The sequence below is a fragment of the Thiothrix subterranea genome, assembly GCF_016772315.1.
GTDB classification, from domain to species: Bacteria; Pseudomonadota; Gammaproteobacteria; order Thiotrichales; family Thiotrichaceae; genus Thiothrix; species Thiothrix subterranea.
This window is the reverse complement of sequence record NZ_CP053482.1, coordinates 2,327,690-2,342,450: the sequence shown is the minus strand read 5'-3', so window position 1 is coordinate 2,342,450 and position 14,761 is coordinate 2,327,690. Positions and strand designations below refer to the sequence as shown.

16 protein-coding genes and 1 tRNA gene are annotated in these 14,761 nt (G+C 51.1%); 10 read left to right on the top strand and 7 right to left on the bottom strand.

Features of this window, described 5'->3' with window-relative positions:
* Positions 1–24: 24 nt before the first annotated feature.
* A tRNA-Arg gene (locus HMY34_RS11520) sits at positions 25–100 on the top strand.
* A 167-nt stretch (positions 101–267) separates the two neighbouring features.
* The gene (locus HMY34_RS11515) at positions 268–3,423 is read left to right on the top strand and encodes an Eco57I restriction-modification methylase domain-containing protein (protein WP_202715638.1); all 3,156 of its coding nucleotides are present in this window, start codon (positions 268–270) and stop codon (positions 3,421–3,423) included.
* Positions 3,424–3,492: 69 nt separating this feature from the next.
* Here HMY34_RS11515 and HMY34_RS11510 read toward each other — a convergent pair whose 3' ends face one another.
* Positions 3,493–3,837, bottom strand: a complete 345-nt coding sequence (locus tag HMY34_RS11510) for a metalloregulator ArsR/SmtB family transcription factor (RefSeq protein WP_202715637.1) — start codon at positions 3,835–3,837, stop codon at positions 3,493–3,495.
* Positions 3,838–3,991: 154 nt separating this feature from the next.
* Here HMY34_RS11510 and HMY34_RS11505 point away from each other — a divergent pair, with 154 nt between their 5' ends.
* A complete protein-coding gene (locus HMY34_RS11505) occupies positions 3,992–4,990 on the top strand; it encodes an ArsJ-associated glyceraldehyde-3-phosphate dehydrogenase (protein ID WP_202715636.1) in 999 nt (332 codons plus the stop codon).
* Positions 4,987–6,180: an organoarsenical effux MFS transporter ArsJ gene (arsJ, locus tag HMY34_RS11500; protein ID WP_202715635.1), complete on the top strand. Its 1,194-nt coding sequence runs from the start codon at positions 4,987–4,989 to the stop codon at positions 6,178–6,180. The genes HMY34_RS11505 and arsJ overlap by 4 nt, the downstream gene beginning before the upstream one ends.
* 7 nt (positions 6,181–6,187) lie before the next feature.
* On the opposite strand, the gene HMY34_RS11495 is transcribed toward arsJ, so the two are convergent.
* Entirely contained in the window at positions 6,188–6,652 is a 465-nt protein-coding gene (locus tag HMY34_RS11495; protein ID WP_202719182.1) for a YaiI/YqxD family protein, read from the bottom strand.
* A gap of 99 nt (positions 6,653–6,751) precedes the next feature.
* Here HMY34_RS11495 and HMY34_RS11490 point away from each other — a divergent pair, with 99 nt between their 5' ends.
* From HMY34_RS11490 to uvrD, 6 genes are read left to right on the top strand one after another with little or no spacing between them, the layout of a single operon-like run.
* Positions 6,752–7,015: a hypothetical protein gene (locus HMY34_RS11490; RefSeq protein ID WP_202715634.1), complete on the top strand. Its 264-nt coding sequence runs from the start codon at positions 6,752–6,754 to the stop codon at positions 7,013–7,015.
* On the top strand, positions 7,009–7,362 hold the full coding sequence (locus tag HMY34_RS11485; RefSeq protein WP_202715633.1) for a type II toxin-antitoxin system PemK/MazF family toxin: 354 nt from the start codon (positions 7,009–7,011) through the stop codon (positions 7,360–7,362). Before HMY34_RS11490 ends, HMY34_RS11485 begins: the two co-directional genes overlap by 7 nt.
* On the top strand, positions 7,363–8,106 hold the full coding sequence (locus HMY34_RS11480) for a DNA cytosine methyltransferase (protein WP_202715632.1): 744 nt from the start codon (positions 7,363–7,365) through the stop codon (positions 8,104–8,106).
* The gene (locus HMY34_RS11475; RefSeq protein ID WP_202715631.1) at positions 8,096–8,500 is read left to right on the top strand and encodes a DNA cytosine methyltransferase; all 405 of its coding nucleotides are present in this window, start codon (positions 8,096–8,098) and stop codon (positions 8,498–8,500) included. The genes HMY34_RS11480 and HMY34_RS11475 overlap by 11 nt, the downstream gene beginning before the upstream one ends.
* Positions 8,493–9,449, top strand: a complete 957-nt coding sequence (locus HMY34_RS11470) for an AvaI/BsoBI family type II restriction endonuclease (RefSeq protein ID WP_202715630.1) — start codon at positions 8,493–8,495, stop codon at positions 9,447–9,449. The genes HMY34_RS11475 and HMY34_RS11470 overlap by 8 nt, the downstream gene beginning before the upstream one ends.
* Positions 9,446–11,662, top strand: coding sequence for a DNA helicase II (gene uvrD, locus HMY34_RS11465; RefSeq protein WP_228287828.1), 2,217 nt, complete (start codon positions 9,446–9,448; stop codon positions 11,660–11,662). The genes HMY34_RS11470 and uvrD overlap by 4 nt, the downstream gene beginning before the upstream one ends.
* A gap of 27 nt (positions 11,663–11,689) precedes the next feature.
* Here uvrD and HMY34_RS11460 read toward each other — a convergent pair whose 3' ends face one another.
* The 5 genes from HMY34_RS11460 to HMY34_RS11440 form a co-directional block, all read right to left on the bottom strand.
* Positions 11,690–12,334 carry a precorrin-8X methylmutase gene (locus HMY34_RS11460; protein WP_202715629.1) on the bottom strand — a complete coding sequence of 215 codons (645 nt, stop codon included), beginning with the start codon at positions 12,332–12,334 and terminating at the stop codon, positions 11,690–11,692.
* Positions 12,331–13,158 carry a DUF3298 and DUF4163 domain-containing protein gene (locus tag HMY34_RS11455; protein WP_202715628.1) on the bottom strand — a complete coding sequence of 276 codons (828 nt, stop codon included), beginning with the start codon at positions 13,156–13,158 and terminating at the stop codon, positions 12,331–12,333. Before HMY34_RS11455 ends, HMY34_RS11460 begins: the two co-directional genes overlap by 4 nt.
* A 9-nt stretch (positions 13,159–13,167) precedes the next feature.
* The gene (locus HMY34_RS11450; RefSeq protein ID WP_202715627.1) at positions 13,168–13,632 is read right to left on the bottom strand and encodes a methyltransferase family protein; all 465 of its coding nucleotides are present in this window, start codon (positions 13,630–13,632) and stop codon (positions 13,168–13,170) included.
* Positions 13,629–14,264: a pyridoxamine 5'-phosphate oxidase gene (gene pdxH, locus HMY34_RS11445; protein WP_202715626.1), complete on the bottom strand. Its 636-nt coding sequence runs from the start codon at positions 14,262–14,264 to the stop codon at positions 13,629–13,631. The genes HMY34_RS11450 and pdxH overlap by 4 nt, the downstream gene beginning before the upstream one ends.
* Positions 14,265–14,454: 190 nt before the next feature.
* A complete protein-coding gene (locus HMY34_RS11440) occupies positions 14,455–14,751 on the bottom strand; it encodes a hypothetical protein (RefSeq protein WP_202715625.1) in 297 nt (98 codons plus the stop codon).
* Positions 14,752–14,761: the final 10 nt, after the last annotated feature.

The window sequence follows — 14,761 nt, the reverse complement described above, 5'->3', positions numbered from 1 at the left end:
TGGGTATGATGCACTCTCTACAACGCACCCGTAGCTCAGGGGATAGAGTATCGGCCTCCGAAGCCGAGGGTCGCTGGTTCGATTCCAGCCGGGTGCGCCAATATTTTCAAAGACTTACCTCAGAAAAATTCAATTAAGAATTAATCAAGTCAGCACTGAGTTACCATTAAAGTGCTTATCTAAAACCATCACAACAAATAAATTCGATTGATTCAGTGCCGTATAAAGTTCAAAATATCGCCACATTAATTGCTGTCATGGTTTGTCATGCCCCTGTTCCAACCGAAGTTACTCGAAAAACACCTGACTATTCCCGCTGTAGTGCCGCCTGAGCATTTGCAGGCCATACGCGAATGGCAGCGTGACATAACCAATGGCAAGTTAGGAAAATTGGGGGAAGTATCCGCCCATAACCTTTTCATCCAGACAATTTTAGTGCGCTTGCTGGGGTATACCGTTGAAGGCGATGAATGGACTGCCTACCATGAATGCCCAGTGCAGCGGGATAGCATCGACGTCGGTTTAGGGAAATTTACCGCCAAAACCACCCGCATTATCGCCCCTTTGGAACTCAAAGGCTTAGACACCGCCAATCTTGATGCGGTCATGCCGAAACGCCACGAAACGCCGGTTCAACAGGCGTGGCGTTACGCGATGAAAGTACCCGGTGCAAAATGGGCATTGGTTAGCAATTACCGTGAACTGCGTTTGTACGCGGTGGGCTACGGGATGCAGGCGTATGAAAGTTGGCAACTTGAAACCTTGCATCAACCCGCCGAATACGCCCGGTTTCATGCGTTATTGTGCGCCGCGCATTTATTGGAGGGCTACACCGAAAACCTGTTGCTGGAAAACGAAAAAGTCGAGAAAGACATTACCAATAGCCTGTATGCCGATTATCGCCGCTTACGGATGAGTCTGATTACGGAATTGCAAGCGAATTATCCCGAACTGGCATCCCACATACTCTTGCAATACGCCCAAACGATTATTGACCGGATACTGTTCATTGCGTTTGCAGAAGACAAGGGCTTATTGCCCGACCGCATCATTGAACGCGCTTACGAACAACAAAATCCGTTCAACCCTTCACCCGTTTGGCACAATTTTAACGGCTTGTTTAGGGCTATCGACAAGGGTAATGCAGCGTTAAAAATTCCGGCGTACAACGGTGGTTTATTCGCCGCTGATGCGGGGCTGGATGCAGTGCAACTCAGTGATGCACTGTGCGAAGGTTTTCGTGATTTGGCGCGTTACGACTTTGCCTCAGAAGTCAGCGTGACGGTACTGGGGCATATTTTCGAGCAATCCATCGCTGATCTGGAACAATTGCAAGAACAGCTTGCCAGCGGCGCGGTGCTGCACGAAGACACCAGCAAAGCACGCGCCACTACTGGCAAACGCAAGCAATACGGCGTGGTTTACACCCCCAACCACATTACCCGTTTTATCGTCGAACAAACACTGGGCAGTTATTTACAACGCGAATTTCAGCAATTAGCCACCGGCTACCAAAAAGTGTTGAAAAGCGGCGAAGTACGCTGGAAAGCGCAGATGGCAGAACGCGCGTTTTGGTATGCGTGGCGTGAACGCTTGAAAAGTTTGCGTATTCTTGACCCGGCGTGTGGTTCTGGGGCGTTTTTGGTGGCGGCGTTCGATTACTTGGTGACGGAATACAAGCGCATTAACGACACTTTACACGATTTGACCGGGGCGTATGATGTCTTCGACCTGAATAAAACCATCCTCAATCACAACTTATACGGGGTTGATTTGAATGCCGAATCGGTGGAAATCACGCGCTTGTCATTGTGGTTAAAAACGGCAGAATGGGGCAAACCACTGGAGAATTTAGACCGTGCCATCCGCTGCGGTAACAGTGTGGTAGCGGACGCGACGGTGGATAGGCAGGCGTTTGACTGGCAGGCTGAATTCCCGCAGGTGTTTGCCGAAGGTGGTTTTGATGTGGTGCTGGGCAACCCGCCGTATGTGCGCATGGAATTGCTCAAGCCGATCAAGCCTTATCTGGAAAAGCATTACGCTGTGGCTTCTGATCGGGCGGATTTATACGCTTACTTCTTCGAGCTGGGGCTAAAATTGCTCAAGCCGAACGGTAAGCTGGGGTACATTTCATCCAGCACGTTTTTCCGCACCGGCAGTGGTGAGCGGCTACGCCAGCATTTGCGGACACAGGCGCGGCTGGACACTATTGTGGATTTTGGGGATACCCAGATTTTTGAAGGGGTAACAACGTATCCCGCCATTTTAGTGATGGAAAAAGCCACGGGCGATAGTGACATACGTTTTCTGAAAGTCAGTGAACAGTTGGGCAGTGAATTAGCCCAGCAATTTAGCGATGCCGCCAAAACCATGCCGCAACACCGTTTAACAGGTGAAAGCTGGCAATTTGAAGACACCGCGCTGGCTGACTTACGCACCAAATTGACCGCAGGCAAACGCACCCTAAAAGACGTTTACGGCTCACCCCTTTACGGCATCAAAACCGGATTAAATGAAGCATTTGTCGTGGATCGTGCTACTCGCGATCGTTTAATTGCCGAAGACCCGCGTTCTGCCGAATTGCTGAAACCTTTCCTTGAAGGCAAAGATTTGAAGCAATGGCGTATTGAACCGCGTGATTTATGGCTTATCTACATCCCGAAAAATGTACTAGATATTGATAATTACCCAGCCATCAAAGCCTACATGCTGCCATTCAAAAACAAACTCGAACAACGTGCTACCAAACAGGCATGGTTCGAGCTACAACAAGCCCAAGCCGCTTATGCCCCATTGATGCAAAAAGATAAAATTATTTACGGTCATTTCTCACCGAATGCCTTGTTTTCCTATGAAAAACAAGGCTTTCATTCCAATGACAAAAGCTATTTCATTCCCAATCCCGATTTTTACTTGCTCGGTTTACTCAATTCAAAACCCTTCTGGTATTTAATCGCTGCCATGTGTCCGGCGGTACGCGGTGGGTTCTATGAAGTGCGAGTTCAGTACATTGAGACATTGCCGATTCCAGAGGCGACGGACGCACAACGCCAAGAAATTGCACGATTGGCGGAAAGCTGCCAACAATTAGCCGAACAACGTTACCGCATTGAAGAACGCATGTGCCGCCGCATCGCTGCCGACCTCTGCACACCCGACCACGAAGCCAAATTGAATCAAAAACTGCAAGCGTGGTGGCAACTCAACTTCACCAACTTCCGTACCGAAGTAAAAAAATGTCTCAAAGCTGAAATTCCACTCAAAGAACGCGACGATTGGGCAGACTTACTCACCGAACGTACCCAACAAGTGCAAGCCTTAAGTGCGGAATTGGCAAGCAAAGAAGCGTTATTGAATCAAGCGGTGTACGCGCTGTTTGAACTGACGCGGGAAGAAATCACCTTGTTAGAAAACAGCAGTTAATCACGCATTTTCCCACTCAAAGCCCACAATATTGCGGTCAGTTTTGCTGAACTCGCCCCCAATCAAACACTACGACATACAACTCGCCACCTGCCGCTCTGCCGCCGACAAACGCTGTTGATCCAACTGAAAAATGGCTTCACCCGCACTCCCGCTTTGCAAACCCGCCAATACCCCCAGCGCCCACGTCGGCAATTCAGGGTGCAAGCAGTAATACACCCACAGCCCTGCTTTCCTATCCTGCAACACACTGGCTTCGCGCAAAATCGCCAAATGCCGCGAAATCTTCGGTTGCGCCAACTCCAGCGCTTGCGTGAGTTCGCACACGCACAACTCGCGCCCATTGGCTAACAACAGCAACAGACGCAAACGGGTTTGATCGGCAAGGGCTTTGGTAAATGTTTCCAATAACATACGCGGCGAATCCTGAAAAACAACGCTGAGTATAGCGCGGATAGCCCTGCTTTAGCAGGCAAGCGCCCGCATGAAGTTTTTGTGACAGGGGTTTCCTTATATTCGCCTTGGCATATACAATCCTCGCCACTGTGCAATAAACGGGAACATCACGATGGCAACGATTGGTATCAACGGCTTCGGGCGCATGGGGCGCCTAGGTCTTCGCGCCGCATGGGGCAACCCAGCGTTTACCTTCACGCAAGTCAATGAAATTGCAGGCAATGCCGCCACTTCCGCCCACCTGCTGAAATTCGACTCTATCCACGGCATCTGGTCGCCAGAATGCAGTGCTGATGGTGACAATATGCTGATTGACGGGCAAACGATTGCCTACACCTCCAACAAAGCCATTGAAGACACCGATTGGTCAGGCTGCGACATCGTGCTGGAATGCAGCGGCAAATTCCGCAAAATCGAGCAATTACAGGCATATTTCGATCAGGGTGTGAAAAAAGTCATTGTTGCCGCTCCCGTCGAAGGCGCGTTGAACATCGTGTACGGAGTGAATGACGACTGGTACAAACCCGAAGAACACCACCTGATTACCGCCGCGTCTTGCACCACTAACTGCTTAGCACCTGTGGTCAAAGTCATGCACGAAAAAGTCGGCATCAAGCACGGCTGCATGACCACGCTGCACAACATCACCAACACCCAAACCATTATCGACAAGGGGCATAAGGATTTACGCCGCGCACGCGCATGTGGCGAATCCATGATCCCCACCACCACAGGTTCTGCCAAAGCCATCACCAAAATCTTCCCCGAACTCGCGGGTAAATTGAACGGTCACGCGGTGCGCATCCCGTTACTGAATGCCTCCCTCACCGACTTCGTGTTTGAAGCCGCACGCGAAGTCACCGCCGAAGAGCTGAACGGTTATTTCAAAGAAGCCTCAGAAACTTACCTGCAAGGCATTTTGGGTTACGAAGAACGCCCGCTGGTGTCGGTGGATTACAAACACGACCCACGTTCGTCGATTATTGACGCACCCTCCACCATGGTCATCGACGGCACACAGGTGAAAATCTATGCTTGGTATGACAATGAATGGGGCTACATGAATCGCATGATGGAACTGGCGGCAAAAGTAGTCGCAAGCCTGCCATGACAACCGACCTGCGCAATTACCTCACCGTCACCTTCGGCTACTGGGCATTCACCCTCACCGATGGCGCAATCCGTATGCTGGTGGTGCTGTATTTTCACCAGCTCGGTTATTCGCCGTTTCAGGTGGCGATGCTGTTTTTGTTCTACGAATTTTTCGGCATTGTGACCAATTTGGTCGGCGGTTGGCTGGCGGCACGATTGGGACTGAATGTCACCATGCACATGGGGATGGTGTTGCAAATCGTGGCGTTGGGGATGCTCGTTCCCACGCATTTGCTCTCGGTGCCGTATGTGATGGCAGCGCAAGCCCTTTCAGGCATTGCCAAAGACTTAAACAAAATGTCGGCGAAAGCCAGTGTCAAAACCCTCGTGCCGAAGGATGCGAATACGCGCTTATTCAAATGGGTGGCAATTCTGACCGGCTCGAAAAATGCGTTGAAAGGCGCGGGCTTTTTCCTCGGTGCAGTGTTGTTGCAAGGCGTTGGCTTCCAAGATGCAATGCTGATCCTCGCGGGTAGTTTGTTTGCCGTGACCTTGATGACGCTGTTGCTGTTGCCCGATGAGATTGGTAAATCCAAATCTAAACCGAAATTTTCGCAGGTATTTTCCAATAATGCGGCGATTAATTGGTTGTCAGCAGCGCGGTTTTTCCTGTTCGGGGCGCGGGATGTGTGGTTTGTGGTTGCCGTGCCGGTGTTTATGTCGGGCGTGTTGGGCTGGAGTTTTACCCAAGTCGGTACTTTCATGGCGGCGTGGGTCATCGGTTACGGCGTGGTGCAAGCCAGTGCGCCCGCTTTATTGCGGTTGAAAGCGCATTCGCTGGGTGCGGGTGCGGCGCAATTTTGGGCATTGGTATTGCTGGTGATTCCGGCAGGCATTGCCATCGCACTCGCGCAAGGTTGGGATGCCGGAACGGTGTTAGTCACCGGCTTGCTGATTTTCGGCGTGGTATTTGCCATCAATTCAGCGCTGCATTCGTACCTGATTCTGGCGTATGCCGATCACGACAAAGTGGCTCTGAAAGTCGGATTTTACTACATGGCAAATGCCGGAGGGCGCTTGGCAGGCACGGTATTATCCGGCTGGGGTTATCAGCAATACGGGTTGGAAGGCTGTTTGTGGTTTTCCACCGCGTTTGTATTCGCCGCATTATTACTCTCATTGCCGCTGACGCGACTGCGCCACGCCTAAAATCCGTTCAAATCTTACGCGGCGTTAAGCCGTGTTTGGTGAGGAAACGGTCTAACTGATTCGCAAACGCCTGCCGATCACTCAAACTCAAGGTCGCAGGCCCGCCGGTCATCACCCCGCTGTTGCGCATTTCTTCCATCGCATTGCGTACCCGCAAACGTTCGCGAATATTTTCCGGGGTGTAAAATTGCCCGCGTGGATTCAGCGCGTGTCCCTGTTTTTCGATCACCTCTGCCGCCAAGGGAATATCGGCGGTAATCACCAAATCGCCTGCTTCCAAATCTTGCACGATGCGGTTATCCGCCACATCAAAGCCCGCCTGCACTTGAATGGTTTTGATGTAGAGTGACGGCGGAATCCGCAGGGGTTGATTTGCCACCAGCGTGGTGCGAATTTGCAAGCGTTCCGCCGCGCGAAATAGGATTTCCTTGATTACATTGGGGCAGGCATCGGCATCGACCCAGATTTGCATGGTGGTTTCCTTGGTAACAGTATTGCCCATAGTATTGACACCAGTATAACCAACGTCAATACTATCAGTGGAATTTGCCCCATTTAAGCAGGTGTTACCGTGTCGACCAGTATCAAAACAGCCATTTCCATCCAACAAGACTTGTTTGATGCCATCAACCAACTGGCGCAAGAATTGCACATTTCCCGCAGCAAACTGTTCATGCTGGCGGTAGAAGACTTCATCGCTAAAAACAAAAATCGCCAATTACTGGCGCAAATCAACGCCGCTTACGACGATGCCGCGTCGGATGCCGAAGAAACACACATACAAACCGCCATGAAACAAAAACAAGCCCGCCGTCTTGAGACAGAGGCATGGTAATCAAGCAAGGTGAGATTTATTGGGTGGATTTAGGCGAACCCGCAGGTTCAGAACCGGGCTACCGCCACCCGCATCTAGTGCTGCAAAATGACGTATTCAATGCCAGCCTGATTAGCACAGTAGTGGTTTGCAGCCTCACCTCTAACCTCAAACGGGCGCAATCCCCCGGCAACGTATTGCTAAAAAAAGGTGAGGCAAACCTCCCCAAAGCCAGTGTGGTGAATGTCTCCCAAATCTACACCGTCAACAAGGACGAACTGACCGAAAAAATCGGTAACGTGTCAGCAGAACGGATGCAGGAAATCATTGCAGGCGTGCAACTATTGATCGAACGACGGATATTATAAATGCCAAACAAAATCATTAGCCTTTTTTCGGGAGCAGGTGGCATGGACATAGGTTTTCACCAAGCCGGGTTCATCACTGCTGTAGCCGTCGAACAAGACAGTTCCTGTTGCGCTACGTTACGCAAAAATATGTCGGATACTCCAATTATCGAAGGCGATATTACAACACTACCCACCCATGCGATTTTGGCTAAAGCAGGTTTACAACCCTTGGAGCCTGCTTTAGTAGTTGGTGGCCCCCCTTGCCAAAGTTTTAGCTTAGCGGGTAAACGCATGGGCTTAGATGACCCTAGAGGTCGTTTGGTTTTAGAATTTCTGCGCGTGGTACGCGAAGCATTACCCGTTGCCTTTGTGATGGAAAATGTTAAGGGCATGATGAATTGGGAAGGCGGGAAAGCACTAAAAGCTATTTTAGATGAAGCCTCCCAACCTATTACGTATCAAAATCAAATCTATCAATACCAAGTATCCTATCAAGTATTGGATGCTGTTGATTTTGGTGCACCCCAATTCAGGGAACGTATTTTTATTATCGGTAATCGCATAGGAAAAAGCTTTACGTTTCCTAAACCAACGCACACAGCCCCTGCCAATCACCAAGCAGACCTATTTGCTAAGCACCATCAAACATGGCAATCGGTCTGGGATGGCATTGGTTCATTACCAAACGCCGACGAACCCTCCGATACCGCGATGAAAGTAGCGGGAACGATAAAAGGAAGGATTGCCCGACATGGTTATTAAAAATCACCAAAAAACGGCACACGCGCCAACGACGTTGGAAAAAATTAAAATTGTCCCTATTGGTGGCAAGCTCAGTCAGATCAAACAAACGTTTGGCTCCACCTATCGGCGGCTTGATCCCACGAAACCTTCACCAACTGTAACCCGTAGCGGTTATCGCGATTTCATCCATCCGTATGAAGATCGAATGCTGACGGTACGTGAGTTGGCTTGCTTACAAACGTTTCCTCTCCATTGGGAATTCATCGGTACACGTTTAGATTCATACAGCAGCAAACGCATTGTCACGATGACGCAATTCGGTCAGGTTGGTAACGCAGTTCCCCCCGTGCTTGCCAAGGCGATTGGTCTTGCGATCAAGACACAAATTTTCGAGGATAACTTAGGTGAATAATATTCACATCACCGCAGCCACTGATTTAGTGACAACGCCCGCCGCCCGCCGCAGTGGTTTTTTGGAATATGCGTTACGTCGAAATAAGGAGTCGATTCCTTTTATTGACCGAGCTAAAGCCCTCAAAGCGGTATTGGAAGTCCATACGCAGTCGCCTAATGATTTATTAACACTCACCAATATTAGGGAGAGTTTATTAGAAGCCTCTGGCATTTCCGTCAAGGCAAAAGTGCACTTGACTGAATCCGATAAACAGGGACTTCTCAATGATTTTATTGAAAAAATCTTATTGCCTAGTGGCAAAGCTTATATTGATGAAGTCGTTTATCGCTATCTTCTGACTTCTGGTGATGCTTTAGGCGGCAAAATGCGTAATATTGTTGGCTCTATCGCCAAAGAAAAATTAACACGCTTTATCATCTCTCAATTGCAAATAGCTGATACCCAATTTTCCTACTTAGACAAAAAGCTCCGATCCACACCCGGAGAACAGCTTGGTGTTGAGGATATTGATACTATCAAAGCTATTCGTTGGTCTAATAAAAATAACCAGCAGCGAATCTTAATCTTTGATACCAATGTGCCTCCTGTTAAAAAGAATATTGATATTGTATTGCTCAATGATGCCATCGTAACCGATGCACCTAAAACGCAGGATTTAAAAAAATTATTGGACAACACCGCACATTACTTGGCTATTGGTGAACTAAAAGGTGGTATTGACCCAGCAGGGGCAGACGAACACTGGAAAACAGCCAATAGTGCGTTAGGTCGAGCCAGAACCGCATTTGCTGGAAAACTGCCCTTATTGTTTGTGGGGGCTGCTATTGAACAAGCAATGGCGGGAGAAATTTTTTCACAATACCAGACAGGCGAGTTGGCGAATTGCGCCAATTTGACTAGCGATGATCAATTAGCTGCCTTATGCGAATGGTTGGTGAGACTATGAATATGAATACCCAATCCCCCATCCTCGCCCCCCTAAACCCGCAGCAACAACTCGCCGTTGCCGCGCCGCCCAAATCCGTCCTCGTCCTCGCAGGCGCAGGCAGCGGTAAAACCCGCGTGCTAGTCCACCGCATTGCCTGGCTAATCGAAGTCGAAAACGTCTCGCCATTAAGCATCCTTGCCGTGACCTTCACCAACAAAGCGGCGGCAGAAATGCGCGGGCGCATCCAAGACCTGCTGCAACTGCCCAGCGGCGGCATGTGGGTTGGCACCTTCCACGGCATTTCGCACCGCTTACTACGCCTGCACTGGCAACAAGCCAAATTGCCGCAAACCTTCCAAATTCTCGATTCCGAAGACCAGATTCGCATGGTCAAGCGCATCCTCAAATCGTTGGAACTCGACGAAACTCGCTTCCCGCCGCGCCAAGTTGCTGGTTTCATCAATGCCCGTAAGGACGAAGGTTCACGCCCGCACCACATTGAAGACAAAGGCGATTTCAACCAACGCCAAATGGTGCAAATTTACAGCGTGTACGAACAAACCTGCCAACGCAACGGCGTGGTGGATTTCGCCGAACTGTTGCTGCGCTCGCTGGAATTGCTGCGCGACAACCCCGACCTGCAACAGCATTACCGCAACCGTTTCCGCCACATTTTGGTGGACGAATTCCAAGATACCAACGCACTGCAATACGCATGGTTGCGCCTGCTGGCGGGGGATAGAAATCCGGTGTTTGCTGTGGGCGATGACGACCAGTCGATTTACGGTTGGCGCGGCGCAAAGATCGAAAACATCCGCAATTTCACCAAACATTTCCCCGATTGCGAAACGGTGCGGCTGGAACAAAACTACCGTTCCACCGCCAATATCCTCAAAGCCGCCAATGCCTTGATTGATAATAACAAAGGGCGTTTGGGCAAAAACTTGTGGACGGATGGGAAAGACGGCGAACGCCTGCACCTCTACGCTGCCTTCAACGAAATCGACGAAGCCCGTTTTGTTGCCGGGCGCATTCAAAAATGGGTAGATCAGGGCGGAATGCGCCGCGACGTTGCCATTTTGTACCGTTCCAACGCGCAATCGCGGGTATTTGAAAGCACGTTTAACGAAAACCGCATTCCCTACCGTGTCTATGGCGGCCTACGCTTCTTTGAACGCGCCGAAATCAAGGACGCGCTGGCGTATTTGCGCCTCACCGTTAACCACCAAGACGATGCCTCGTTTGAACGCATCGTCAATCACCCGCCACGCGGTATTGGCGAACGCACCGTCGACATCCTGCGCAGCCACGCCCGAGCCACCAATCTGTCCTTATGGGAAGCAGCCGCGCAAGCCGCTGACATCGGCGATTTCACCCCACGAGCCAGCAATGGCGTGCTCGGTTTCGTGCAACTGATCAAACGCATGGCAAGCGACATTCATAGCCTGCCCTTGCGCGAACAAGTCGAAATCGTCATCGACCTTGCCGGACTCAAACCGCATTTCCTCGCCAAAGAAAAAGGCGAAGCGGGGCAAGGGCGCGTCGACAACCTCAACGAATTAGTCACCGCCGCACAGGGTTACACCTACGTGCAATCCGAAGAAACCCCGGATATGAGCGAACTTTCCGCTTTCCTCTCGCACGCGGCGTTGGAGGCGGGCGAAGGTCAGGGCGAAGCCGGTGAAGATTGCGTGCAAATGATGACGCTGCACTCTGCCAAAGGGCTAGAATTCCCGCTGGTGTTTTTGTGCGGCTTGGAAGAAGGCTTGTTCCCGCACCAAATGTCCGCCGATGACCCGGCACGGTTGGAAGAAGAACGTCGCCTGTGCTACGTCGGCATTACCCGTGCGGAAAAAGAACTGGTGATGAGTTACGCCGAGGAACGCATGTTACACGGACGTAAGCAATTCAACCCGCCGTCACGTTTCCTGCGCGAATTACCGGCGGAATTGGTGGAAGAAGTGCGTCCGAAAGTGAAAACCTATTCCACCGGCTTTGGCGGCAATAACCAATTCCGCGCCCCAGCCAATGCCCCCAAACCCGTGACGCGCACCACCAACTTCAATGAAACCGGCTATCGGGTCGGGCAACGGGTACGTCATGCCAAGTTTGGCGATGGCGTCATCACCGATTCCGAAGGCGCGGGCGCACATTCGCGGGTACAGGTGAATTTTAAAGCGGTGGGCGTTAAATGGCTGGTGCTGGGTTACGCCAATTTAGAAAAGCTGTAGCGGGTAGAGACGCAAAATTTTGCGTCTCTACGGTGCGGGGGACGCTTGCACCTGCATCATCAACAAGGCATTCAGTGCCGCCGCTGCGAGTACCCCGCCGCCGCGCGTGCCGTCCACCACAATGCATTCCACGCCCAATTCCTGATGCTGTTTCCATAACAGTTTCTTGGCTTCGGTGGCATTCACAAAGCCACGCGGGGACGCAATGATCAGCGCAGGTGGGCGCACACCCTCCTGAAGCAATTCCACCAAATGCAACAATGCCGTTGCCGATTGCCCGATCAGCACAATCCCGCCCGACATATACGGTTTCCAACAATCCACTGCCGTCATCGCACGGGTTTGCTTGGTGCTTTTGGCTTGCGAAATCACCGACGCTCGTCCCATAAACCCCAGCGGCTCTTGATACAGTAAGGATTCTTTCAGCGCGTGCTTAACCAAGTCTGCATCGTACAGTAGATTATTGCGCTGTTTGATCGCCTTGCGGGCAACGCTTACCGCGTTTTCGCTAAAACGAATGTACTTAACCAGTTCAGGGTCGCCATACGCCAACACCATCTGGATAACCACGAGCTGCTGTTCTGGCGTAAACGCACTCAAATCGACTTGCTCACGCAAACGGGCATAATTCTGTTCGTGGATACGCTCCGGGTCACGCAAATACTCGATCATCGCGCCAGCGCCGCTAACAAACTGCCATCCGGTATCAGCGCATTAATCGCGTCATACCCCACGGTAAACTCTGTCGGCCCCAGCGCATACGGCGCGACTTCATACGGGTTAAAGTTAAACACCAAGCCATTGCCCGACACGCCCACATTGGTGTTGACCTTAAACATACCATTGGCAAACCAAAAACCGGCCTCTTCCAAGCTGGTATTAGCCCCCAATCCGCGTTCGCGACGGAACGCTTGTTCACCTGCTGTATTCAGCCCTTCTTCGTAGCCCGCCACCAGCAAATCTTTTAGCGTCAATTGCTGCCCCGTGTTCACATCAAACACCGCGTAACGTTGCCCGCTGAAGGGGTGCGCACCGCCGGTATAACCCGATTCGCGGATAGCCAGGGTAGCCAAATGTTCGGAGGCAAAACTCACCTCCACCTCGCGCACCATTTCCCACAAACCCACCGCTTCCGGCACGTCGTTGTAATCCGCCACGAACATGCTGGCAAGCTCGTCCGCTGTTGCCGGGGGCTTGCCCTCTGCATCCGAGTATTCCAGCAATTGCGCTTGAATATACTGATTCATTGCCGCCGCAGCCGCAGGCGTACCCGCCGCCACAATCTTGGGGTAAATCAGGCGCAAACTGGCACAGCGGATATTCTCCGGCGTTGTACCCGCTACGTCAGGGCATTGAGGCCCCCCTGCTCGCTCAAACGTCACCGTTTCCAGTGTTAATGGCCCGCTGATACTGCTACCACTGAGCAGCGGCAGTTCCAATTTACAGCCCGTCATCAGTAACAGGCTGGCGGCTAACAGCATTGATTTTGCTAACATCATGTATCCTTACCACAACCAACGGCGCACTTGCGCTTTATAGTCACGATACGCGCCACCAAAGGTTTGTTCCAGAATTTTTTCCTCAGGGATAATTTGCATCGCCGTCAAGACCCACACGAACACCGGCAACAGCAAAAATGGGCTAAGACTGCCCAACCAAATTCCCCAACCGCTTAAAATCACCAGCATCCCCACGTACATTGGGTTGCGGGTGTAACGGTAAGGGCCGGTCGTCACCAACGCATGGGTACGTTCGGGGTGAATCGGGTTAAACGTGGTGTGCGCACGAAAAAACAAACCCAACGACCAAAAGTCCACCAACACCGCCGCTGCAATCAACAGCAAGCCTGCCCGATTCCACGGATCAGCAATCACATGCAGCAGCGGCAACCATGCATTGACGCCCCACATCAGCCCTGCAAACGTCAACAAATACACTGGCGGCGGAATTTTCAATTGCAGAAAACTCATGGCGCTAACCTCGCAATGTCCCAGCCATCGGCTTGACGCCGGTATTCAAAGCGATCATGCAAACGGCTGGGGCGACCTTGCCAAAATTCGATGGTATCCGGCACGATGCGGTAGCCACCCCAAAAGTCCGGCAGCGGAATGTCGCCTGCGCTGAATTTGCGCTTCATTTCATCCAGCTTGATTTCTAGCAACGTGCGTGAAGTAATCACCGAACTTTGCGCCGAAACCCATGCACCCAACTGACTCCCACGCGGGCGCGTCACAAAATAACGCAAGGATTCTAAGGTAGGAATTTTTTCAGCGCGTCCGGTAATTTCCACCTGACGCTCCAACTCTTTCCAGAACAGCAATAACGCCACTTGCGGGTTTTCGGTGATTTGTTGGGCTTTTTGACTGTGGTAATTGGTGAAAAACACAAAGCCATTCGCGTCGAAAGATTTCAGCAGCACCGTGCGCAGCGTGGGTTTTCCCGTCGCGGATGCGGTCGCAATCTGCATGGCGGTGGGTTCGATCACTTCGCCGTCTATCGCCTGCTTGAGCCACAGACTGAACTGTTGGTAAGGATCGGGGTCTAGTGTTTGACGGCTTAAGCCTGCTTTGGTGTATTCGTGACGTAATGATGAAATATCCATGCTCTCACTCCCAATAATTATTGTGTGGCTGGCGCGGATTCTACCTGAATTGACACCCAACATAAAAAAGCCAGACCCAAAAAAGTAGGTCTGGCCAAAAAGACACAAAGGAAGGGCTAAGACCTTTGCGTCAAAGTGGAGTCCGCGTTGGACTCCAGGGGCTAACAAATAGGGTTTATAGCATACAATATTATTGTAGTGAGTAATATTGCGAGATAAATTTTGTTTCTTGCTCCGAAACAGTGCGTGAAACATTCAAAAGTGCCGCTGAAACGGTATCTAATGGGTTCGTCATGACTGGACGGTATGGCATCGCGGCATTCATGAACGAGCTGGCAGGCGCTGCGGCTGGCACAGGCATTCCATAAGCACCGTAGGCACGTTCTTCCCACATACTGTATAAATTATTTTCTTTCACGGTCGTGCAGCCGGGCAATACAGCCACTGCTAACAACGTCCACAACACACTCACTATTTTTGTTTTCATCGCGTTGTTT

What these genes read in the sequence shown, in the direction of transcription:
- HMY34_RS11515 (WP_202715638.1), top strand. Translation starts at nt 268, where the DNA reads ATGCCCCTGTTCCAACCGAAGTTACTCGAAAAACACCTGACTATTCCC.
- HMY34_RS11510 (WP_202715637.1), bottom strand. Translation starts at nt 3,837, where the DNA reads ATGTTATTGGAAACATTTACCAAAGCCCTTGCCGATCAAACCCGTTTG.
- HMY34_RS11505 (WP_202715636.1), top strand. Translation starts at nt 3,992, where the DNA reads ATGGCAACGATTGGTATCAACGGCTTCGGGCGCATGGGGCGCCTAGGT.
- arsJ (WP_202715635.1), top strand. Translation starts at nt 4,987, where the DNA reads ATGACAACCGACCTGCGCAATTACCTCACCGTCACCTTCGGCTACTGG.
- HMY34_RS11495 (WP_202719182.1), bottom strand. Translation starts at nt 6,652, where the DNA reads ATGCAAATCTGGGTCGATGCCGATGCCTGCCCCAATGTAATCAAGGAA.
- HMY34_RS11485 (WP_202715633.1), top strand. Translation starts at nt 7,009, where the DNA reads ATGGTAATCAAGCAAGGTGAGATTTATTGGGTGGATTTAGGCGAACCC.
- HMY34_RS11480 (WP_202715632.1), top strand. Translation starts at nt 7,363, where the DNA reads ATGCCAAACAAAATCATTAGCCTTTTTTCGGGAGCAGGTGGCATGGAC.
- HMY34_RS11475 (WP_202715631.1), top strand. Translation starts at nt 8,096, where the DNA reads ATGGTTATTAAAAATCACCAAAAAACGGCACACGCGCCAACGACGTTG.
- uvrD (WP_228287828.1), top strand. Translation starts at nt 9,446, where the DNA reads ATGAATATGAATACCCAATCCCCCATCCTCGCCCCCCTAAACCCGCAG.
- HMY34_RS11460 (WP_202715629.1), bottom strand. Translation starts at nt 12,334, where the DNA reads ATGATCGAGTATTTGCGTGACCCGGAGCGTATCCACGAACAGAATTAT.
- HMY34_RS11455 (WP_202715628.1), bottom strand. Translation starts at nt 13,158, where the DNA reads ATGTTAGCAAAATCAATGCTGTTAGCCGCCAGCCTGTTACTGATGACG.
- HMY34_RS11450 (WP_202715627.1), bottom strand. Translation starts at nt 13,632, where the DNA reads ATGAGTTTTCTGCAATTGAAAATTCCGCCGCCAGTGTATTTGTTGACG.
- pdxH (WP_202715626.1), bottom strand. Translation starts at nt 14,264, where the DNA reads ATGGATATTTCATCATTACGTCACGAATACACCAAAGCAGGCTTAAGC.
- HMY34_RS11440 (WP_202715625.1), bottom strand. Translation starts at nt 14,751, where the DNA reads ATGAAAACAAAAATAGTGAGTGTGTTGTGGACGTTGTTAGCAGTGGCT.